General features: G+C 58.3%; 18 protein-coding genes. 9 read left to right on the top strand and 9 right to left on the bottom strand.

What is annotated here, in order from left to right:
• Nucleotides 1-5: 5 nt before the first annotated feature.
• Genes H7847_RS07665 through H7847_RS07640 form a run of 6 tightly spaced genes read right to left on the bottom strand, consistent with a single transcriptional unit; the run spans nucleotide 6 to nucleotide 7,089 of the window.
• Nucleotides 6-1,628, bottom strand: coding sequence for an AMP-binding protein (locus tag H7847_RS07665; protein ID WP_227268796.1), 1,623 nt, complete (start codon nucleotides 1,626-1,628; stop codon nucleotides 6-8).
• A gap of 2 nt (nucleotides 1,629-1,630) precedes the next feature.
• The gene (locus tag H7847_RS07660) at nucleotides 1,631-2,785 is read right to left on the bottom strand and encodes an acyl-CoA dehydrogenase family protein (RefSeq protein ID WP_227268795.1); all 1,155 of its coding nucleotides are present in this window, start codon (nucleotides 2,783-2,785) and stop codon (nucleotides 1,631-1,633) included.
• Complete coding sequence (locus H7847_RS07655; protein WP_227268794.1) at nucleotides 2,785-3,591, bottom strand: enoyl-CoA hydratase family protein; 807 nt, start codon at nucleotides 3,589-3,591, stop codon at nucleotides 2,785-2,787. Before H7847_RS07655 ends, H7847_RS07660 begins: the two co-directional genes overlap by 1 nt.
• Nucleotides 3,588-4,061 carry a MarR family winged helix-turn-helix transcriptional regulator gene (locus H7847_RS07650; RefSeq protein ID WP_227268793.1) on the bottom strand — a complete coding sequence of 158 codons (474 nt, stop codon included), beginning with the start codon at nucleotides 4,059-4,061 and terminating at the stop codon, nucleotides 3,588-3,590. The genes H7847_RS07655 and H7847_RS07650 overlap by 4 nt, the downstream gene beginning before the upstream one ends.
• Complete coding sequence (locus H7847_RS07645) at nucleotides 4,058-4,801, bottom strand: SDR family NAD(P)-dependent oxidoreductase (protein ID WP_227268792.1); 744 nt, start codon at nucleotides 4,799-4,801, stop codon at nucleotides 4,058-4,060. Before H7847_RS07645 ends, H7847_RS07650 begins: the two co-directional genes overlap by 4 nt.
• The gene (locus H7847_RS07640) at nucleotides 4,798-7,089 is read right to left on the bottom strand and encodes a bifunctional salicylyl-CoA 5-hydroxylase/oxidoreductase (RefSeq protein WP_227268791.1); all 2,292 of its coding nucleotides are present in this window, start codon (nucleotides 7,087-7,089) and stop codon (nucleotides 4,798-4,800) included. Before H7847_RS07640 ends, H7847_RS07645 begins: the two co-directional genes overlap by 4 nt.
• 229 nt (nucleotides 7,090-7,318) lie before the next feature.
• Between H7847_RS07640 and H7847_RS07635 the strand changes: the two genes are divergently transcribed.
• The 6 genes from H7847_RS07635 to kynU all read left to right on the top strand — a co-directional run bounded on the left by H7847_RS07635 (nucleotide 7,319) and on the right by kynU (nucleotide 14,084).
• Entirely contained in the window at nucleotides 7,319-8,362 is a 1,044-nt protein-coding gene (locus tag H7847_RS07635; protein WP_227268790.1) for an acyl-CoA dehydrogenase family protein, read from the top strand.
• Nucleotides 8,363-8,457: 95 nt separating this feature from the next.
• Entirely contained in the window at nucleotides 8,458-10,401 is a 1,944-nt protein-coding gene (locus tag H7847_RS07630) for a 3-hydroxyacyl-CoA dehydrogenase NAD-binding domain-containing protein (RefSeq protein ID WP_227268789.1), read from the top strand.
• 4 nt (nucleotides 10,402-10,405) lie between these two features.
• Nucleotides 10,406-11,224, top strand: a complete 819-nt coding sequence (locus H7847_RS07625; protein ID WP_227268788.1) for an alpha/beta hydrolase — start codon at nucleotides 10,406-10,408, stop codon at nucleotides 11,222-11,224.
• Nucleotides 11,225-11,284: 60 nt separating this feature from the next.
• Nucleotides 11,285-12,058, top strand: a complete 774-nt coding sequence (locus H7847_RS07620) for a GntR family transcriptional regulator (RefSeq protein WP_227268787.1) — start codon at nucleotides 11,285-11,287, stop codon at nucleotides 12,056-12,058.
• On the top strand, nucleotides 12,055-12,885 hold the full coding sequence (locus tag H7847_RS07615) for a tryptophan 2,3-dioxygenase (protein ID WP_227268786.1): 831 nt from the start codon (nucleotides 12,055-12,057) through the stop codon (nucleotides 12,883-12,885). Before H7847_RS07620 ends, H7847_RS07615 begins: the two co-directional genes overlap by 4 nt.
• Nucleotides 12,882-14,084, top strand: a complete 1,203-nt coding sequence (gene kynU, locus H7847_RS07610; RefSeq protein WP_227268785.1) for a kynureninase — start codon at nucleotides 12,882-12,884, stop codon at nucleotides 14,082-14,084. The genes H7847_RS07615 and kynU overlap by 4 nt, the downstream gene beginning before the upstream one ends.
• Before the next feature lie 995 nt (nucleotides 14,085-15,079).
• On the opposite strand, the gene H7847_RS07605 is transcribed toward kynU, so the two are convergent.
• Together H7847_RS07605 and H7847_RS07600 are read right to left on the bottom strand one after the other, a co-directional pair.
• Complete coding sequence (locus H7847_RS07605) at nucleotides 15,080-16,342, bottom strand: response regulator (protein ID WP_227268784.1); 1,263 nt, start codon at nucleotides 16,340-16,342, stop codon at nucleotides 15,080-15,082.
• 126 nt (nucleotides 16,343-16,468) lie between these two features.
• The gene (locus H7847_RS07600; RefSeq protein WP_227268783.1) at nucleotides 16,469-16,723 is read right to left on the bottom strand and encodes a hypothetical protein; all 255 of its coding nucleotides are present in this window, start codon (nucleotides 16,721-16,723) and stop codon (nucleotides 16,469-16,471) included.
• Between the two features lie 371 nt (nucleotides 16,724-17,094).
• On the opposite strand from H7847_RS07600, the gene H7847_RS07595 reads away from it, so the two are divergent.
• On the top strand, nucleotides 17,095-18,048 hold the full coding sequence (locus tag H7847_RS07595; protein ID WP_227268782.1) for a response regulator: 954 nt from the start codon (nucleotides 17,095-17,097) through the stop codon (nucleotides 18,046-18,048).
• 53 nt (nucleotides 18,049-18,101) lie between these two features.
• Here the strand turns inward: H7847_RS07595 and H7847_RS07590 are convergent, their stop codons facing one another.
• The gene (locus tag H7847_RS07590) at nucleotides 18,102-19,913 is read right to left on the bottom strand and encodes a PAS domain-containing sensor histidine kinase (RefSeq protein ID WP_227268781.1); all 1,812 of its coding nucleotides are present in this window, start codon (nucleotides 19,911-19,913) and stop codon (nucleotides 18,102-18,104) included.
• Between the two features lie 1,025 nt (nucleotides 19,914-20,938).
• On the opposite strand from H7847_RS07590, the gene H7847_RS07585 reads away from it, so the two are divergent.
• The gene (locus tag H7847_RS07585; RefSeq protein ID WP_227268780.1) at nucleotides 20,939-21,310 is read left to right on the top strand and encodes an MFS transporter; all 372 of its coding nucleotides are present in this window, start codon (nucleotides 20,939-20,941) and stop codon (nucleotides 21,308-21,310) included.
• Nucleotides 21,222-22,220, top strand: coding sequence for an MFS transporter (locus tag H7847_RS07580; RefSeq protein WP_319799756.1), 999 nt, complete (start codon nucleotides 21,222-21,224; stop codon nucleotides 22,218-22,220). The genes H7847_RS07585 and H7847_RS07580 overlap by 89 nt, the downstream gene beginning before the upstream one ends.
• Nucleotides 22,221-22,236 lie beyond the last annotated feature (16 nt).

Below are 22,236 nucleotides of genomic sequence, written 5' to 3'. Positions count from 1 at the left end.
AGGGATTATCCCTCTGATTTCAGCAAAAAGCGCTGGATCTTGCCAGTTTGGGTTTTGGGCAGGCCATCGGTGAACACGATACGGCGCGGGTATTTATAGGGTGCGATGGTCGCCTTGACGTGGTCTTGCAGGCATTTGCACATCATGTCTCCCGGCTGTGCCCCGTTCGTGAGAACCACATGTGCCTCGACGATCATTCCGCGCTCCGCATCCGGTGCGCCAACAACCGCACATTCAGCAACATCCGGATGGCACAAAAGCGCCGCTTCAACTTCGGGTCCCGCAATGTTGTAGCCGGATGACAAGATCATATCATCATTGCGCGCTGCAAAATGCAGATACCCGTCCAGATCCATTGAAAACGCGTCGCCCGTGATGTTCCAGCCATCAACCACGTAGGCCGTTTGACGTCCGGCATCGCCGAGATAGCGACATCCTGTCGGACCACGCACGGCCAAGCGGCCAACTTCGCCCGGGGGCAGCTCTTGACCGTCGTCTCCGATAATCTTGGCCTCGTAGCCGCAGACCGGTCGGCCCGTACAGGCCGGTTTATGGTCGTCAAAGCGGTTGGAGATAAAGATATGAAGCATTTCGGTTGCGCCGATCCCGTCGAGCATGGGCTTTCCGGTTTTGGCCATCCATTCTTCGTAGACAGGGGCGGGAAGCGTCTCCCCGGCGGAGACTGCAGCACGCAGGGAGGACAGATCGGCCCCCTCCTCCATTGCTGCCAACATTGCGCGGTAGGCGGTCGGGGCGGTGAAGCAGATGGTCGCCTTGTATTTCTCGATGATCTCGATCATGTTCGGGGGTGACGCGGTTTCCAGCAAGGTCGCCGTGGCCCCGAAGCGCAGGGGAAAGATTGCCAATCCCCCAAGGCCGAAGGTGAAGGCAAGCGGAGGGGAGCCGACAAACACATCCCTGGACACAACATTCAGGATTTCCTTTGCGTAGCCGTCCGCGATGATAAGCAGATCCCGGTGAAAATGAGCGGTACTCTTCGGTTCCCCGGTCGTACCGGAGGTAAACCCCAATAAGGCCACGTCATCCTGCGCCGTCTGCGCGGCCTTAAACCGGACCGGCTTTTCCAACGCCAGACGGTCCAGTTCCGCATCATGATTCGATGTTCCGTCAAAGCCCACAACGGTTGTGAGGTATGCGCTGTCGTTGGCGCAGACCGTCAGCTCATCCATCAGGCGCGTATCGCAGAGGGCATGTGTGATTTCAGCCTTGTCGACGATGGCGCTCAACTCACCTGCGCGCAGCATTGGCATGGTGTTCACCACGACGGCGCCCGCTTTGGTGGCCGCCAGCCAGCAGGCGACCATGGCCGGGTTGTTGGCCGAGCGGATCAAAACGCGATTGCCGGGTTGAATGCCCAGATCGTCGACCAGAGCGTGGGCCAGCCTGTTGGTCCAGTCTGACAATTCCTTGTAGGTGCGTTGCCGCCCGTTTCCGATCAGCGCGGTGTGATCGGCAAAACCCTTGTCCACCATCGCATCCGTCAGTTCGACGGCTGCGTTCAGTTTTTCAGGATAGTCGAACCCCTCCAAAAGCAGATCAGGCCATTCATCTGTCGGGGGGAGATGGTCGCGCGCAAACGTGTCGCTATGTGCTGACGGGTAAAGCATGATTATCCTCCCAATTCACCGAGGGCCTGGCGTGCGATAATGACTTTCTGGACGTCTGAGGCGCCTTCATAGATGCGCAATGCGCGAATTTCGCGATACAGGCGTTCGACCTTTTCACCGCTGCGCACGCCATCCCCGCCGTGAAGCTGCACGGCCCGGTCGATGACCTTTTGCGCCTGATCGGTCGAGAACAGTTTGGCCATTGCCGCCTCGCGCGTGATCCGCGGAGCACCGGAATCCTTGGCCCATGCCGCGCGATAGACAAGCAAGGCACTGGCATCGATATCCAGCGCCATCTCGGCGATGTGCCCCTGCACCATTTGCAGATCAAAAAGTGGAGCCCCCTGAACCTTGCGTGTTGTTACGCGCGCCAACGATTCCTCAAGGGCGCACCGGGCAAAGCCCAACGCAGCGGCCGCAACCGTGGATCGGAACACGTCCAGCACCGACATTGCGATTTTGAAACCTGCGCCGCTGGCCCCCAGTCGGGCAGCTGCGGGAATGCGGCAGTCCTCAAAACTGAGTGTGGCAAGCGGGTGCGGTGCGATGGTTTGCAGGCGTTCGGCGATGCGCAGGCCCGGTGTCTCGGTCGGAACGACGAAGGCCGACAGCCCTTTGGCTCCCGGCGCATCGCCGGTTCGGGCAAAAACCGTGTAGACGTCTGCGATGCCGCCATTTGAAATCCAGGTTTTCGCGCCGTTCAGCACATAGCTTTCGCCATCCCGCGTGGCGGTCATTGTTGAATTCGCGACATCTGAGCCCGAGGCAGGTTCGGTCAGCGCAAAGGCGGAAATCGCCTCGCCGGCGCGGACGCGGGGCAGCCATGCGTTCTGCTGCGCCTCTGTGCCAAAAAGTGAAATGGCACCTGTCCCCAGCCCCTGCATCGCAAAGGCAAAATCCGCCAACCCGTCATGACGGGCGAGGGTTTCGCGGATCAGGCACAACGTGCGGACGTCCAGGCCAGCCTGCGACCCAGGTGCCACCGTGGCATGGTTCAGCCATCCGCCCTTGCCCAGTTCACGCACCAGCCTGCGACAGGCCTGATCCGTGTCCGAATGGTCAATGCGCAATCCCCTTGCAAAGCTTTCAAGCTCGTCTGCAAGCGCACGGTGATGGTCTTCGAAGAAGGGCCAGGACAGGAAGCTGCGATCTGCCATCAGTTGCCCTCAAACACAGGTTTTTCCTTGGCCACGAAGGCCGCATAGGCGCGTTCGAAATCCCCGGTCTGCATGCAGATCGCCTGTGCCTGCGCTTCAGCTTCGATCGCCTGTTCGATCGACATCGACCACTCCTGGGCCAGCATCGTCTTGGTCATCATATGGGCAAAATTCGGCCCCGTCACAATGCGTGTTGCCATGTCTTGTGCTGCCGCGTCCAGATCGCCTGAAGGAACCACCCGATTGTAAAAGCCCCAGGCCGCTCCTTCTTCGGCGGACATGGAGCGCCCGGTATAAAGCAGCTCTGCCGCGCGGCCTTGCCCAATGATCCGCGGCAGGATCGCGCAGGCGCCCATGTCGCATCCGGCAAGACCCACACGCGTAAAGAGAAAGGCGCATTTGGCATCCGGCGTGGCGATGCGCAAATCAGAGGCCATGGCGATGATTGCCCCTGCGCCAACACAAATGCCGTCGACCGCCGCGATTACTGGCTTGCCGCAATTGACAATTGCCTTGACCAGATCGCCCGTCATCCGGGTGAAGGTCAAAAGCTCTTTCATGTTCATTTTCGTCAGCGGCCCGATGATGTCATGCACATCGCCGCCCGAACTGAAGTTGCCGCCATTGGAGGCAAAGATCACCGCGTCCACATCCTCTGCATAGACAAGATCGCGAAACCAGTCGCGCAACTCGGCATAGCTGTCAAATGTCAGCGGGTTTTTGCGGTCCGGGCGATCCAGCTGGAGCGTCGCAATCCGGCGTTCGATCCGGCACTTGAAATGTTTGACATCCGTGCGACCTGTCACTCGCTTACCCCTTCTTCCATCTGGTCAAGACGGGCCGCAAGCTCGGCCGCTTCATCGGCGCTGAAATCGCTTAAGATAAAGTCGACCCAGGTTTCATGGGCCGCCGCCTGACGTTCGAATTCTTCTTGCCCGCGCTTTGTCAGGCGAACAAGCGTTGCACGCCTGTCGCCGGGCACCGGGACGCGCACCATCAGCCCGTCTTCGGTCAGGCGGTCGACGATCCCGGTGATATTGCCGTTTGAGACCCGCAAGACCCCCGAAAGCTGGCTCATCTTGAGCCCGTTTTCATGCCGCGCCAGCGCCGCCATGACGTCGAAACGCGGCAGTGTTGTATCAAACTCAGTGCGGAGGTTTTCACGCAATTTGGCCTCGACAGTACGGCTGGCCTTGAGAAGGCGCAGCCAGAGGCGAAGACGCTCTTTCGAGGCAGAAACGGTGCCGCGGTCGGGGTGGGGTTCGTTCTGTTTCAAATTTCCCCTCCCGAGAGGTTGAGCGTGTGACCGTTGACGGATCTGGCCGCCTCGGAGCAAAGCCAGATCACGGCACCGGCCACCTCGTCGGTTTGGATGAAGCGGCGCTGCGGGTTTCCCTTGGTCAGCGATTTGGCAGCGTCATCGGCGCTCATCCCGGTCTTTTCGACGATATTGGCGATTGAGCGGTCAAGCATGGGGGTTTCGATGAAGCCCGGACAGATGGCATTCACCGTGACGCTCAGTCCGGCAAGCTCCAACGCGAGGGCACGGGTAAGCCCGACGACGCCATGTTTTGCCGCGCAATATCCCGACGCGTAAGGATAGCCCTTTAGCCCCGCGGTGGATGCAATCGCGATCAGTCGACCGCCGCCCGCCGCTTTCATATCGGGCAGGGCGGCCTTCCAGACGTTGAAAACACCTGTCAGGTTCACATCGGTCATTGCGGTCAGATCTTCAGCGGTCATCTTTGCAAAGGGGACCGAGCGCGCGGCACCCGCATTTGCGATCACCGCAGAGACGGGCCCCTGATCCGCGCGCGCGCGGGAGAAGGCCGCGTCGACCGCGTCGGCATCGGTGACGTCACATGTTTGGTAAGGCAAACCCTGCGCCGCCAGAGGTGCCTTGCGGCGGCCCATGTTGGTGACGCGTGCTCCGGCCTCCGCCAGGGTACGGGCTGTGTCGGCACCGACCCCTGTGCCGCCACCCGTCACGATGACATGCGCGCCCTTCAGCATCATACCTGGCTCATCTCTGCTTCCCGGTCCGCCAGACGCCACGCCTGATCCCGGCCTGCTTCATAAGGTTTTGGCCACACCTCCTGACGGTCACCAAGGGCCGTTGCCGTGTGCAATGTCCAGTAGGGATCAGCCAGATGCGGACGGGCCAGACAGACCAGATCCGCACGGCCTGCCATCAGGATCGAGTTCACGTGATCGGCCTCATAGATATTGCCAACCGCCATCGTCTTGATCCCGTTTTCATTGCGGATACGGTCGGAAAAAGGCGTCTGGAACATCCGGCCATAGACCGGTTTGGCCTCGGTCGACGTCTGACCGGCGGAGACGTCGATGATATCCGCCCCGGCGGCTTCGAACATCGCTGCGATCTTGACGGCGTCTTCGGGCATCACCCCCTCATCACCGGCCCAGTCGCTGGCAGAGATGCGCACCGACATCGGCCTGTCAGCAGGCCAGGCAGCGCGCATGGCGTGAAAGACCTCGAGCGGGTAGCGCATCCGGTTGTCGAGGTTGCCGCCATAAGCATCGTCCCGGACATTCGACAAGGGCGAGATAAAGGAAGAAATCAGATAGCCGTGGGCCGCGTGCAACTCGATCATGTCAAAGCCGGCCCGCTCGGCCATCTGCGTGGCTGCCACGAATTGCGCCGTCACAACATCCATATCGGCGCGGTCCATGGCCCTGGGCGTCGCATTGTCTTTCGACCAGGGGATGTCAGATGCCGACAAAAGTGGCCAGTTACCCGCCTCAAGCGGCTGATCCATGCCCTCCCAGCCTATGCGGGTCGACCCTTTGCGACCGGAATGGCCGATCTGACAGCAGGTCTTCGCATCCGTTTCTGCATGGATGAATGCGTTCATACGCGCCCATGCAGTTTCGTGCGTCGGGTCGTAGAGGCCAGGGCATCCCGGCGTGATCCGGCCTTCGGGCGACACGCAGGTCATCTCCGTATAGATCAGCCCTGCACCACCTTTCGCGCGCTCGCCATAATGGATCAGGTGCCAATCCGTTGGTGCGCCGTCCACGGCCTTGTATTGCGCCATGGGGGAGACGACGATCCGGTTTTTCAACGACATGTCGCGCAGTTTGAACGGCGCAAACATCGGCGCACGTGCCGGGCCGTTCGATCTTTCGCCCGCTTGCTCCATGAACCAGTTTTCCGCCGACTGCAGCCAGTTCGGATCTCGCTCGCGCAGGTTTTCATGGCTGATCCGCTGCGACCGTGTAAGCATGGAATAGTTCAGCTGCACCGGGGCAAGATCGAAGTAGCGCTCAACATCTTCGAACCATTCCAGAGAGTTTCGCGCCGCCGATTGCAGGCGCAACACTTCCAGGCGGCGCTTTTCTTCGTAATTCTTGAAGGCGGTCTCCAGAACCGGCTCAGCGACGATTTCATCTGCCAGCGCAATCGCGCTTTCCAAAGCCAGCTTGGTGCCTGACCCGATCGAAAAATGCGCTGTCGCAGCCGCATCCCCTAGCAGAACGACGTTCTCATGATGCCAGGTTTCACACAGAACGCGCGGAAAACGCAGCCACGCCGAGCCGCGGATGTGGTTGGCATTGGTCATCAAGGCATGCCCATCCAAATGGTCCTTGAAGACCTCTTCACAGATCGCAATCGTCTCTTGCTGGCTCATCTCTCCGAAGCCGTAATTGTCAAATGTCTGCTGGCTGCATTCCACGATAAACGTCGCAGTCTCATCGTCGAACTGATAGGCATGTACCCAAAGCCAGCCTTTTTCGGTCTCTTCAAAAATGAAAGTAAAGGCGTCGTCAAATTTCTGATGGGTTCCCAGCCAGACAAACTGGCATTTCCGCACATCAATATCGGGTCGAAACGTGTCCTTGAACTCCTGCCGGGTGCGCGAATTCAACCCGTCGCCGGCAACAACCAGATCAAAGTCATCCATGTAGTCCGTGGCATTGCCCACCTCGGTCTCAAAGCGCAGATCAACCCCAAGTTCACGGGCCCGGTCCTGCAAAACCAGCAGAAGTTTCTTGCGCCCGATGCCGCAGAACCCATGCCCGGAAGAGACCAGCTTTTCGCCCCGATAGTGGAGCGCGATGTCATCCCAATAAGCAAAGCTGTCGCGAATATGCTTGGCGCTCACCGGATCATTCTGTTGCAGATTGTCGAGCGTTTCATCAGACAGGACGACGCCCCACCCAAATGTGTCGTCGGGCTTGTTGCGCTCAAACACAACGACCTCTGCGTCTGGCGTGCGCAGCTTTGTGGAAATCGCAAAATAGAGACCTGCAGGACCTCCCCCAAGACATGCAATGCGCATTCGATTCCCCTGATTTGCTTGGCAAATGCAGATAGTCTACGTGCTTCACTATGAAATTCAAGCATAAATAGTTTAAGCTTGAAGTAAAAGGCTTACCCACCTAGGATACCTTCATGCCAAGACCTGTCCCGGAGCTTTGCGCCATGAACACCCATGCAGATCTCACCGCGCTCTCAGACCCAAAGTGTCTGGAGCACGTTTCCGGCATTGAGGCGGAGCAATCCTCTCCGTGCTGGAGCATTCGTCGGGCGAAGAAGAGCGCATGATCCTCAAGGCCTCGCATGCTTGTTGTCAGGACCGCCTCGCCACCCGCATGATGAATGCGTACCGGCATGAGCACCTTGGTCTTGCGATCATGTCTGAGATGGGGGCTTTGGGCTTCCCGCGGTCAATCATCCGGGAAGAGTTTGGTCAGGATGACGCAAACTACGTCTCATATGGTCTCGTGGCCCGCGAGGTTGAGCGGGTGGATTCCAGATGTCGTTCTGCGATGCCAGCGCGGTCGTCCCTGGTGATGCACCCGGTCTTTGCATATGGCGCTGATGAGCAACGGCGGGAAGACCTGGCCCAGTTGGCCGGCGGCGGGCAGGTGGGCTGCTTCGACTTCACCGAACCCGATCATGGCGCTGATCCCGGATCGAGGGTCACCTGTGCCAAAAAGGTCAAGCGCGGATACGCTTTACTGGGCGCAAAGAACGGGATCACCAATTCCCCCACTACCGATGTCTTTATCGTCGGGGCGAAATCCGGCGGTCAGGACAGCAGGATCAAGGGTTGCATCCTTGAGAGGGGCACGGAAGGCCCGGCGGCGTTAGAGATTGGCGGCAAGCTCTGCTTGCGCGCCTCGACCAGCGGCGCGATCCAAATGTATGAGGTTTTCGTGCCCGAAGACAATCTGCTGCCATGTGTCAGCGGGCCGGTGGCTCCATTTGGGTGCCTGAAAGCTGCACGCTATGGCATTGCCCGGGTTGCGATGAGCACGGCGGAAACCTGTTTCCAAGCCGCACGCGATTACCTGATGGATCGCAAGCAGCTTGGCAGGCCGTGGGCGGTGAGGCCGCTGATCCAAAGGAAACTGGCCGACATGCAGACAGAGATTGCCCTTGGTCTTAAAGGCGCGTTTCAATTGGGGCGGATGTTTGATCGCCACACCGTCCCGGCGGAACGGGTCCGGCTGATGAAGCGCAACAACCGAAGGCCATCGCGGGCGCGGCGCGGGATATGCCCGGCGGCACTGACCTGTCGGTGGAATATGAGGGTATCTGCCACATGATGAAGCTTGAAGCCATGAACGCCGGTGAAGGCATGCATGATGTGCATGCGCTGATCGCCGGATACGGCACCACCGGCTTGCAGGCGTTTCAATAAATGTGCGTCACGGTCCACTCTGAAGACACCATAGCGCTGGTCGAGATCAACAATCCACCGGTGAATGCCACCTCGCAGCCGGTGCGGCAGGGGCTGATGCGTGCGATTGCGCAGGTTGAGCATGACCCTGCCATCCGCAGCGCCATTCTGATTTGCGCCGGTCGCAGCTTTGTCGCCGGGGCAGATATCCGGGAATTCGACAAACCCCCGATGGAACCCCACCTGCCCGACGTGGCGCTCGCGCTGGAGGCGGCAACAAAACCCTGGATCGCCGCGATCCACGGGGCCGCCCTGGGTGGCGGGCTCGAATTGGCGTTGAGCTGTCATTACCGGATGGCAACGGCCACGGCAAAGCTCGGGCTGCCAGAGGTTACGCTTGGATTGCTGCCCGGGGCAGGGGGCACGGTACGTCTGCCGCGTCTCATCGGCGCGCCGCAAGCCCTGAAAATGATGGCCAGCGGTAAACCTGTTGAGGCACAGGTGGCGCATGAAACAGGTCTGATCGATGCCATTGTATTGACCGACTTGCGCGCTGAAACACTAGAGTTCGCGCGTACCCATCTGACAGACCCCTTGCCTGTCGCGCTGTCCAAGCGATCTGTGCCGGATCACGACCCGGACGCGCTGGAGCAACAGATCCGCAAAATCATCGCAAAGGCGCGCGGTCAGAAGAGCCCCAAAGCGGTATGCGATGCCCTCCGAACCGCAGTCCTGTCAGACGCAACAGAGGCGTTGGCCGCCGAGCGTAGGCTGTTTCTCAAGCTCAAGAGCGATCCACAGTCCAAGGCCCTGCGCCACATTTTCTTTGCCGAACGCGCTGTCGGCAAGGATCTGACAAAACGTGCAGAACCACGCCCCATCGAGACGATTGGCGTCATTGGCGGTGGCACTATGGGGGCAGGGATTGCGGCGGCATCTCTGCTCGCTGGCTTCCGTGTTGCGCTGATTGAACGCGACGGGGGGGCTCTGACGTCCGGCATGGAACGCGTGCGGAAAACACTGGCGGGCAGCCTGCAAAGGGAACTTATCACACAATCGGATCATGACACCTTCATCGACGCGCTCAACGGCAGCACATCCTATGATGGCCTGTCCCAGTCCGATCTGATCGTCGAGGCTGTCTTCGAGGACATGGACGTCAAACGCGCCGTCTTTACCGAACTCGATAAAGTCGCAAAACCTCAGGCAGTTCTGGCCACCAACACCTCCTACCTCGATGTTGCTCAGATCGCACAGGCTGTAGAAGACCCCCCGCGTGTCATCGGGCTCCATTTCTTCTCGCCTGCACATATCATGAAGCTGCTTGAACTTGTCATTCCGCCGGGCGCGGACCCATCAGCCGTGGCGACCGGGGCGGCCTTTGGCAAGCGCTTGGGCAAGATTACCGTGCCAGCGGGTGTGTGCGACGGCTTCATCGGCAACCGGATCATGTCCGCCTATAGGCGCGAATGCGAGTACATGATCGAAGACGGCGCTTTACCGGCGCAGATCGATGAAACCATGCGCAATTTCGGCTTCCCTATGGGGATTTTCGAGATGCAGGATTTGGCCGGGCTGGACATCGCCTGGGCCATGCGCAAGCGCCGGGCACGTACCCGCCCGGCGTCGGAGCGCTATGTAGAGATCGCCGATAAGCTTTGCGAGGCGGGTCGCTTCGGGCGGAAAACCGGGCGCGGTTGGTACCTCTATGACGGTAACACAGCGCAGGTTGACCCCGAGGTCACCACGCTGATCGAAGCGGAGGCTGCGCGCAAAAACATCACGCGCTGCAGTTTCACGCAGGATGAGATCATGGACCAAATCCTGTTGATCATGCAGCGAGAGGGGCAGGCGATCCTGGATGAAGGCATCGCCGCCCGCCCCGATGACATCGATGTGGTTATGGTGAACGGTTACGGGTTCCCCCGCTGGCGGGGCGGACCGATGTTCATGAGCAAGGTGTAGGAAAATGCAGACGCGCCCGAAACGCGACTGGGACGATGCTTTTGCCAACTCGGCCCATATCGACGGGGCGGACAGGCTTCCTGCGCTCTGGCAGGAGAATGCGGTGGCCTACCGCGACAGCGGTGTGGCGATGGATGTCGACCTCTCTTATGGTGCTCACCCGCGCGAAAAGTTCGATCTGGTTTGGCCGGATAGCACACCCAAGGGGCTCGCGATTTTTGTGCATGGTGGCTACTGGATCGCGACGGATAAATCCTATTGGACCGACCTTGCCGAAGGGGCGCGGGCCAACGGCTGGGCCGTCGCACTGCCACAATACACGCTTGCGCCAGAGGCGCGAATTGCCGAGATCACGTCGCAAATCGGGGCCGCGATCTCAAAAGCTGCAACGCTCGTGAGTGGGCCTGTCCGGATCGCGGGCCATTCCGCGGGCGGGCATCTTGTGTCACGCATGGCTTGCGCCGACAGCCCGTTGTCAGAGGATGCCCAGAAGCGTCTGGATCACACGCTTTCGATCAGTGGGCTGCATGATCTGCGCCCCCTGATCTGGACCGAGATGAACAAGGATCTGCGCCTTGATGAGGCGGAAGCCCTGCGTGAAAGCCCTGCCTTGCTGCAACCCTGTCGCGACGCCAATGTAACGGTGTGGGTTGGCGGCGGTGAACGGCCCGAATTCATTCGCCAGGCAAATCTGCTCGCTTTGATGTGGGATGGGTTGGAGGCAGAGATCGCTTGCGTCGTTGACGGTGACCACAATCACTTCTCTGTTCTTGATTCCCTTAAAGACCCAGATAGCGCACTTACAAAAGTCTTTGCAGAATAATATATGATTTTCTTTTTCGTATGCGATATAGAGGATGGCATGTGAAAGAGAGACGCTGGCATGGTCAAAGCCCCTTCGAAATCAGACACCCTCTATGGGCGGATGCGCGCGGATATCCTGTCGCTGGGGCTTGCCCCCGGCTCGGCATTACGCCTGCCCGCCTTGTCAGAGCGCTACGCAATTGGCCTAACCCCATTGCGGGAATGTCTCAACCGCCTGAGCGCGGAGAAGCTTGTCGTCACAGAGCATAACAAAGGGTTCCGCGTGGCCCCGCTTTCTGCCAACGATTTGCTTGATCTTGAGCGCAGCCGCAGCGCGATCGAAGGCACCTTGTTCGTGCAGGCGGTCCGAAATGGCGATGACGGCTGGCAGGCGGGCGTGATCGGCGCTTACTACCATCTTTCACACACAGCTGTGCCATCGGTTTTGCTGTCATCCGATGATCTTGCGCTTTGGGCCACCCGCCACGATGCTTTCCATGCCTCGTTGATCAAAGCCGCAACCTCCCCCTGGATGCATCATTTCCGGACCCAGCTGAACGATCAGCTTGGACGCTATCAGCTTTTCATCCAAACCGGTTTGCGGGAACTGGCGGCCACCCATCCCGATATCGCAGCATCTGCGGCGAATGTCTTTGCGACGGCGATGGCGTTGGAGCCGCATACCGCCCTTTATGACATCGCAATGCGCCGGAACGCTGAAGACGCGCGGGCAACATTCGAGGCGCATGCCAACCTGTCAATCCAGGCCTTTGAAAAGCTCAGCGCGCTGCTCCCTGCTGAGGCAAAAGTGGTCGGGGCGTTTGGTCAGATTACGAGAGAGGTTCACCCATGAGTGCATATGATCCATCATCCGACGGGGCAAAAATGTCCTTTGCCAAGGAGATGTCCTATATCGACTATCTGTCCCTTGATCCGATCCTTGGGGCGCAGAAACGGCAATCGAACGCCCATGATGAAATGCTTTTCATCATACAGCACCAAACGTCCGAGCTCTGGATGCGATTGGCCCTGCATGAATTGTCCACCGCACGCGAAGAGCTGGTGAAGGGGAATTTCCCGCCCGCCTTCAAGATGCTGAGCCGGGTCGCGCGCATCTTTGAACAGCTCAACAATGCCTGGGACGTTCTGCGCACCATGACGCCGAGCGAATACACCGAGTTTCGCGATGATCTGGGCGCGTCATCCGGTTTTCAGTCGCATCAATATCGCCTGATCGAGTTTATACTGGGCAATCGCAACCGGGCCATGATGAAAGTCCACGAACACCGTCCCGAATTGCACCACATGTTGGGGCAAGAGCTTGAGGGCAAGTCGCTCTATCACGTCGCGCTTGACAATCTGGCGGGTCAGCTTGGGGTGGCATTCGATACCGGTATCTACCGTCTTGACCAGCCACATCAGGCCAATCAGGCGGTGATGGATGCCTGGACAACGGTCTACCAGTCCCCGCATGCGTACTGGTCGCTCTATGAACTGGCGGAAAAACTGGTCGATCTGGAAGACTACTTTCGGCGATGGCGGTTCAACCACGTGACCACGGTGGAACGGATCATCGGCTTCAAACGCGGCACAGGGGGCACCTCTGGCGTGAAATATCTGCGAAAAATGCTCGAGGTCGAGCTGTTCCCTGAACTTTGGCACCTGCGCGGTCAACTATGAAGGACGGTCTCGTGACACTCCCCCTCAAAGACAAATTCGACCTGCCCGACGGCGTGATCTATCTTGATGGCAACTCGCTTGGGCCGCTCCCCAAAGGCGTGACCGAGCGTCTTGGCAATATGGCCACGGAGGAATGGGGCCAGCACCTCATTCGCGGCTGGAATGTCGATGACTGGATGGGTCAGCCTGTCCGCGTTGGCAATCGGATCGCCCGGCTGATCGGTGCGCCGACCGGATCGGTCGTGATGGGGGACACGCTGTCACTGAAGGTGTATCAGGCACTTTCCGCGGCCCTGAAGATGCGTCCGGACCGCAAGGTGATCCTGTCTGACAGCGGCAATTTCCCCTCTGATCTTTACATGGCGCAGGGTCTGATTGCGCAGCTTGACCAAGGCCATGAGCTGCGCATTGTCGCCCCCGAAGAGGTCATGGACGGGCTGACCGACGAGATCGCCGTCGCCATGATCACGCAGGTGGATTACCGCACGGGCCGCCAGCATGATATGGCAGCACTGACGGCCAGGGCGCGGAAAGCGGGGGCTGTGATGCTTTGGGATCTGGCCCACAGCGCGGGCGCGGTGCCGGTCGATTTGGCGGGCTGCGGTTGCGAATTCGCGGTGGGGTGCACCTACAAATACCTCAACGGTGGCCCCGGCGCTCCCGCCTTCATCTATGTCCGCCCGGATATCATCGGAGATATCACCCCGGCAATGGCGGGCTGGCTCGGCCACGAGGCGCCCTTTGCGTTTGAGCCATCCTACCGGCCCGCAAAAGATATCGAGCGAATGCGGATTGGCACTCCGCCGGTGATCCAGATGACCGCCCTCGAGGAGGCGCTCAAGGTTTGGGATGGGATCGACATGGCCGATATCCGGGCCAAAAGTGTGGTGCTTTGTGAGCTCTTCATCGCAGAGGTCGAAAAGCGCTGTGCAGGATTGAGCCTGGCCAGTCCGCGCGACCCCGATACGCGCGGCTCTCAAGTCTCCTTTGCATTTGAAAACGGCTATGCCGCCATGCAGGCGCTGATCTCAGAAGGGGTGATCGGTGATTTCCGCGCACCGAACATCATGCGCTTCGGCTTCACCCCGCTCTATATCGACGAGAGTGACGTGATCGCAGCCGTGGATATTTTGCAACGCATCTTGACCGAACGGCTCTGGGACCAACCGCAATTCAAACAGAAAGGGAGGGTCACCTGACCGGGTCACACAGGTGAACAAGCTGAAAGATCATCTGCCAAGACCGCAACGAAACCTTCAGCCCGGATCATCGACAGCCGATGAAATGAAGAAGCAACAGCTCGATTTTGCTGAGTGTCGGTTCCTCTGGTGTCATACGTCAACCGTCTGCCGTTGTCAGAAAGCGGCCGATGAAAAGAGAAATCGGCAGGTTTGTTCTGCCGGGTGGAGTTCTCATCCGCCCCAAACGCATGAAGGGTTGGGGTGTTGGTGGGCAACGCCCTGCGGGCATGTCTATGCTTCGTCCGGCAGCGTTTCGCAGTGAGCTGGCATTTACTTTCAGCTACCTTTCGTTTCGTCGGATCAAGCGGATACGCAACGCCGTCCGGCCCAGCGGAGAGAGAGCAGGAGCGTCCATTCAGGATCTGACCGCGCGTCATTGACGGCAATGCTGTGCAGGGCCAGCCGGAGTTTTACACCGTTTTCGCAACGGTCAATGCCCCGTCTGGGGTGTCTGTCTGACCCGTCGCCCAAATCGTGTCTGTCTGGAGGCGGAGGGGGAAGCCTTGTACGTTCTTGAAACCACAGGCCAGAATTGCCGGGCCGGTGCTGAGCTTAAGCCCAGACGAAACAGCCTGGAAACGTAAGACAACGGGTTTTTCTGTTGCGATCTGGATGGTCACACCGCCGAAAAGTGAACCTGCGTAAACCGTCGGCCCGTCTTAAATGGCAAAAGGATTTACCGGTCAGTAAAGCCCCGGCATCGTTGTTCTGACGCGATGATGCTCTGGCTGTTGAAACTGGTGCCGTCAGGGCGCAAGACCTTGACCACCGCCACCCGCATCCAAGCCTCGATGGGATGACATCAAAGGATTGCGGTGATCGGTAAGTGAAGGAAGAAAACCTCAGCGGAGCTGAATGCCAGGGACGGGCGCTCAAAAGGGAACGGGTCAGGCAGAGTGTCATTGGTTCGTTTGTTAGCCGGATTGAGGTCGTGCGTGCCCGGCTGCAATCGCCTACCTTCTTGTTAAACTAACCGTAGACGGCGCTGCTTTCGCCGCTTTATTCAACTCACGTGTCTCTGCATGAGATATTGCTCTTTCGATTGTCGTTCTGGCGCGCATCGCTTTGGCCCCGGAATCGGGTCTTGTCAGCACGCCAATCGAAACTCCGATTTCGTTTGTGATGCCACCTTCGTTCTCAAACCGCGTGTCTCTCATCAGGTTTTGGATTTCGGCTTCAGCGCTGACCAGCGGGCCAAGGTTCTCGGCCCCGAAAGCAAGAATAAATATCCCGTCTCCGGCATAAGTGGTCATCGGCTCATGGGACCCGAAGACCTCGACAACCGCTTTGGCGGTTTTGTTCAATAAAGAGACGACGCTGGAGCGCGACGTACGCGCCCCTATCGTTTCAAACTGATCGATCTTGAGCGCGAGCAAGCTGGCCCGGTCAAGATCCTTGAGTAATAGCCGTTCGACGTAGTTTTCCATCGCAACGTACCCAACAAAACCCGCAATGCCGTCAAAGTGAACGGTGGCTGCCAGATCGATCGTGTCCCGGCCCGTCGAGCCGCGCAAAAGGCCAACTGTTGTCGTATCAGGCCCCACGGTCTGATTGCGGGCTCCGATGCATTCATGAGCCTTCCGGAGCCGATCACAGAATTCGCCAACGTCAAAGGGTTTGGTCAAGTAATCCGTAGCGCCCGCTTTGAAAGCCTGGCTAAGATATTCGATGTCCCTCATGGCGGTCAGCATGAGGATTGGCGTCTGCGCATAATGGGGCATCCTGCGGATACGGGTGCAGAGCTCGATGCCATGCATGCCGGGCATGCAGATGTCCAACAGTAAACAATCGAATGCCACGGGTGATTGCGCGATGACCGCAAGCGCCTGTGCTCCCGATGACACTGTTGTAACATCCGGGAAATCGGCCTTTTCCGCGATCATCGGGATCAATTCCAGCAGTGACGGATCGTCATCAACCGCAAGTATCCTCATCGCTACCGGGCGGTGCTGTTCGCGCGGGCGCGGACGGTTCATTCCAGCTCCGACCGATGGCCCATGTGAGGGCGCATCCGTTTGCTCGATCATGGCTTCTGGTGAAGAACTGCCGGATATGCGGCCACGGACGTAGAATATGACGGCCCCTATGATCATGGCAAGCGAACCGACGCCGCTGTAGAGGAGAAGCGCCAGCCACAGCGGTGCACCCAGCAACCATGCAATGGCTAACGCCAGCAGTCCCACAACCATGCCGATAATCACATATCCCAAGGTCATTTTCGCTCTCACCTCGCCGCACACCCAGATCATATAAGCACCCAGAACAAAAACACCAAAAATAGTGCAATCTATGAGTGCATATTCTTTAAATTTTTATATTTAAATCAGTGCTTTAAAAGATTTTTAGTTGCCGCTGACAACAGCCGGACAAGTTGCCTTGGCGATAATGCCCGCTGCCCGTAGGTTGACCCGTTTGGGTTGCATCCCAGCTGATATGAGCCTCGATTTCACGCCTGCGCAACCCTCAAACGGCTTTTTGCGGCGAACCAACCGGGGGTTGAAGCCGATTGCGGCCATTTTACCAGTTTTTGCGAACGCTCCTGCGTTGCCGATCACCTTGGGATGCTCGCGGGCTGAGCTGGCACTCAACCCGGTCATGTGATTGCCACCATTGATCCTGCAGGGGCATGGGTCGGAACGCGTTCCGGTCCCGGCAGCAAGGTTGGCTGAACCGGTCCCATCGGCCTGGGGTCGGTCAAAAGACTAGAAGTCATGTCATCGAACCTTTTACAAAGATCGGCCCCGCGAAAGAGCAACGTCATGACCTTGTGTTTTGTTCCCAGGGCAGGTGCCATTTCTTTGCGTTGCCGTGGTTGCTTGATTGTGCGACAAGTTCGACAACGTGTTGGCTGCGGGGTTTGCACCGCAGTATTTTCCAGGTTCTGACCTGCAACGCCGCGTATTTCGCTGGATGTTCTTTCCATAATAAGTTGTATTTACCGGAAATTACATGACCAAGGGTTAGCCGCATGAAGACATTGGCTGTAGATGACGACCACTCTATCCGGGAGCTTTTACCGATGATTTTGGCCGAGGCCGGTATCATGGACGTTACCGTTGCCGAGTCAGCCGACCATGCACTGGATCTGATCGCGGCACAAACGGAGCCGTTCGAGTGCTTCCTTTTGGACATTCAAATGCCCGGAGCCAGCGGCATAGAGCTGTGTGCCGCTGTTCGCCAAATGCCGGCCTATCGAAAAACGCCGATCATCATGTTGACCGCGATGACCGAAAAATCATATGTGGATGGCGCTTTTGTGGCGGGTGCCACGGACTACATCACAAAGCCTTTCGACATCTTTGAAGTTTCGGTGAGGATCGGAATGGCGAACCGGCTTGCCGCGGAACAAAGGCGTGTCCGAGAGCTGACTTCGGACGCGGTTGTGCCTAACGCAGTCACAGATGCCGATCCGCCAGCGGGATTTTCTGATCGACTGGAGATCGAAGGTGTAAAGGGCCTTGTGATCTGGCCCGTTTTTGAAAACTATCTGGGCCAGTTGTCACGGGCGGGTTTGCAATCCTCGACGTTTTTCGCGGTGCATGTTCTGGGGGGAGAAAGAATATACAGTCAAAGCACGCCCAGCGAATTTGAGTTCGCGATCCGGCATGTTGCCGATGCGATCGCGATGTCGTCGATGTCGGGTGCCGTTGTGATGTGTTACGTGGGAAACGGGAATTTCCTCTGCAGCTCGAACGCTGCAGCCCTTCAATCGACGGCGTCGCTCGAATGGGATATTCAGGGTGTGGTTGATGAAAAAGAGCTGTGCAAAGACGACGGTACACCCTTTGATCTAGAGGTGGCAGTGGGTGCCGCACTGCAGCCGCTGCTTAGTCAGCCGGTCAATCTGAACGCATTGAAAGAGCAGGCCCTAAGACGCGCAATGGTACGTGTCCGAGAAAAAATGCCGTATCAAGAGGTCTGAATTTCAGGCTTAGCTTTCAGAGGCGACAACGCCTTTGCTCGGCAGGGGGGTGCTCAATCGGCGAGGGGGAGCTTGACCCAGAACTCCGAGCCTTCCGGCTGCTCTGCGCAAAGACCGATTGTTCCGCCCATCTGCTCAACCAGTTGTTTCGTGATACTCAGACCGAGGCCGGTGCCCGTGCGCTGACGGGTACTGGATGGGGCGACTTGGATAAATGGCTGGAATATCGTCTCACGAAACGCTGCCGGAACACCGATACCCTGATCCACGACGGCAATTCGAACGTGACTGGCATTTGTTGTCACATCGACCCGAACATGGCCGCCTTTATGGGAGAACTTTATCGCATTGGACAGAAGATTGGCCAGAATCTGTTGCAAACGGTTCGGGTCCGCTTTGCATGGTACAAATCTCTCCGGGTCGTCCAGACTTGTTACGATTCCGAACTGCTCGGCCATCGGTCGAACAGCCTCTATCGACCTTTTGGCCATCTGCATGGCATCGACCTGCATTGCAGTGAGCGACATCTTGTCTGATGCCAGTTTTTCGAAATCTAGAATGTCATCCAGCAGCTTTCGCAGACGGTCGCTGTTTTCATGCGTGATCGAGATCAGTTTCTGAATCTTGGCCGGCAGGGCCTCGAATGAGGCGGGATCAATCAACGCAAGCGCTGAGGAGATCGATGTCACCGGTGTGCGCAGTTCATGGCTGACCGTCGCCACGAATTCCCGCTCCATCCGTTCCAGGCGCCGCCGCTCCGAGATATCCAGAATCTGGGAAATGAAATGCAGCGGGGCACCGTTTGCATCCCGCACCAAAGCAACGCTGAGGTTGCCCCATACGATCTCTCCATCGCGCCGCAAGTATCTTTTGTCGATCGAGTAGGTCATTTCCTTGCCGTCCAGCAGGCGCTGAACCTGTTCGATGTCGGGCTCAAGGTCGGCGGGATGTGTGACCGTCTGAAAATCTATGTTCAGCAATTCCTCTTCGGAGTAGCCCAGAAACCGGCACATCGCCGGGTTAACCGCCAACCACCGGCCATCGGTTGCGACAAGCGCCTGTCCGATCGGTGCATTCTCCAGCGCCGTTCGAAACTGATGTTCGCTGCGTCGCAATGCATCTTCAGCGGTTTTCTGGCGTGTGATCTCGGTCTGTACCCCAATCAGTTTCGTCGCCATGCCGTTTTTATCGCGCGCGTCGGCAATCGCATCGGATCGCATCCAGGACCAATCTGATCCGTCAGATCTTCGCACCCGGTACTCTGTCAGGGAACGTTCAGTGCGGCCACAGATGCACTCTTGATCCGCAAACTCGACCCTCGGCAGATCCTCGGGATGGACACGGCTGCGCCACTCGGCCTGAGTATCGATCTCGGCATCGGGTGGAACGCCCATTATCTCCCGCCAGGCCCCTGAAGTCTGAGAGCTGCCGGTTAGCAGATCAACTTCGAAAATGCCGACCTTCGCCCCTGAGATTGCATATTCCATGCGACGATGTTCGGCTTTGGCCAATCGTTCAGCTTCCAGCTCATCTGCGACATCGCGCAGGGCCATGGTATAGCGAAAGCCGTCCTCGGCCATGCTCTCTGGCATGATCCGCGCTTCGAGGGCCAAAGATCGCCCTGAGCTGTGAACCCCGTAAAGCGGCCGTATCACCTGCTCGGAACCCTCGGACAAAGCCTGGCTGTTGTCACCGTCCAGAGCCCAATCAGGAAGCAGATCGCAGATGTTCATCTTGCAAAACGCTGTCGTAGAAAGTCCGAAAATCCGTGTGGTGGCACGATTGGAAAAGATAATCTTCCCATCTTCACCGACGACAAGCAGCGCAATACCGATCTTGTTGGGCAGGTCCTGCAGTGGGCTCATAATATCATACCGTCCAGTTCAACCTTGAAATAAAATTCGGAAAAGGCAGGAAGTGCCGCTGCCCCCTGATTGTCAACACAGGACGGCGCAGACAGCAAGAGGTCCGAATGTCAATCGCGTGGCAATCCTTGCCGAGGTCCCCCAATGCTGATCATCAGGTTTGGTCTTGCCGCTGGTACGGTGTCCGAATATCGCCTCCGGAAATTGCACCATGTCTGGAATGCTTCGCCCAGCAGGCCAATGTCATGGGCTTACGCTTCTCAAGGAACGCGCTATGCAAGTGGGTGGCGCTTCAATCGGAGAGGCAGAGTAACTCAGATTTGTAGCAAAAGAGCGACTGTCTAATCAGCTTTCCAGACAAAATCAGGTTGCTCGAGGATGTTTCAGCGGTCTTGGATGTCGGGAAATCCGGAGGCTTTGGTCTGGGTTGCAGCGTCGCTCATCCTGGACCCAAAGCCCCCTCGGATGCGCCGCCGCATCGAGTCACGCATGGTCTGAACTCCAGCCGCGAAAAACCCTTGGTCGACCTTCGCCCCACTCGGAAACTGACTTCATCCCTTCCCCGAACCGGGCCTTCACGGAAGAGAAGGCAATCGCGGCCGACGCAGCCTATCCATCTATCACGAGGGTTTGTCAGAAGCTCTGTCCGCGCTGTCAGATCCTCAGGCCAAAAGGTTTGCGCGCGCCCCGGTCGTCGGCGGAAATGTCGCGGTCCTTCGGCGGTTGGCCGACGATATCCGCAATCTGGGTCGGCGATAAACCGGCCCGTTGGGGGATCTGGACAGCCGTGATGCGCCGGATGAGGTTGCGCGGAGGATGGCCCCGGTGATTTGGAGCTCAGCGTTGCGACCGGAGGGCGTCTTTCCACTTTTAAATAGGCCATGCTGTCACGCAGACGCCTATGCGTTTCGCGACTTCACCTATCGCCAATTCGCCCGCCGACGTCAGTGCGCCCAACCTCTTGACCTCAACTTAGCTTGAGGCGGTATCAACAACCAACGTCAAGTCCCAGAAAGGATTCGTTTGTGACAGAGATCGCGGCACAGGATGATCCAAATACCGGACAGCGGGGCGCCTTCGCACGGTTCGGCGCGGCGGTCGGTCTTGCAAATCTTGGTGACGGGATCGCTGTTATTGCCTGGGCTTGGACCGCCTCGCTTCTGACCCGCGACCCGCTCTGGATCGCAATGCTGCCTGCGGCGTTGCGCGTCCCTTGGGTTCTGTTCGCTTTGCCCTCGGGCCTGCTGGCAGACCACACGGATCGCAGGCGTCTGATTGTGTTCTGCGACCTTGTCCGCACCTTCGCCTATGGCGTGGCGGGGGGGCGCGATGGTGTTGAGCCTGCCGCTTATGGAGCCGTCCTTGGAAGGCGTTGGCCATGTTTCCCTTTATGGTAGCTTGCTATGTCTTGGCTTCGTTATCGGCTGTGCGGAGGTTGCACGGGACAACGCGGCACAGTCGATGCTTCCCAGCATTGTTCCGTCAGGCAACCTGGAGCGCGCGAATGGGCTTCTGGGCAGCATCGAGACCGCCGGAAACAGTATGGCTGGCCCTGCAATCGGGGCCTTTCTTGTCGCGGTTTTTATCCCCTTGCCCTTCCTCATGGTTGCTGTGGCGTTGTTGTTCGCCGCCCTTCTGACGGGATCCCTGATCGGAGATTTCAAACCGCACGCGCAGAAACCGCGCGCTTGGCGGGCCGATTTGGCCGAGGGGTTCCGCTTTGTGGCACGGCACTCAATGCTCCGCGTTCTGGTTCTTATCACGGGCTTTTGGAATTTCTTTGCCGAAATGGCCGTTATTGCGCTCGTACTGCATATTCAGGAGAACCTCAGTGCAGGGGCGACGACCTACGGGCTGATCCTCGCGGTCGGAGCCATCGGCGGTGTCGTTGGTGGCGTAATCGTCGCGCCCCTGCTGAAGGTTTTCAAGACCGGTGTGCTGGCCCAATGGATGAACCTGGCCTGCGCGCCGATGTTCCTGTTGATCGCCTTCGCGCCGGGGCCGATCATCGTCGCTGTTGCAATGTTTTTCTTCTATCTCAGCGGTATCGTCTGGAACACGCTTTCCATTTCATATCGCCAGCGAAATGTACCGGACGCGATCATGGGACGGGTCAACAGCGTTTACCGGCCCTTTGCCTGGGGGATGATGCCTCTTGGTCTGGTGGCTTCTGGGGCCATCGTGAACCTTGCGCAGCGCTCATTCGGACGCGAAACTGCACTGACGGTGCCTTTTCTTGTTGCGGCAGGCGGGGTCTTTGTCCTGGCGATCCTTTCATGGCGTCCGCTTGGTAGAGGCTTCAAGTGATCGAAGCCAGATCGCG

It is taken from the genome of Roseobacter weihaiensis, assembly GCF_020622345.1.
Classification (GTDB): Bacteria; Pseudomonadota; Alphaproteobacteria; order Rhodobacterales; family Rhodobacteraceae; genus Roseobacter; species Roseobacter weihaiensis.
The sequence above is the reverse complement of the archived record's forward strand: the minus strand, read 5'-3'. Positions and strand labels throughout refer to the sequence as shown.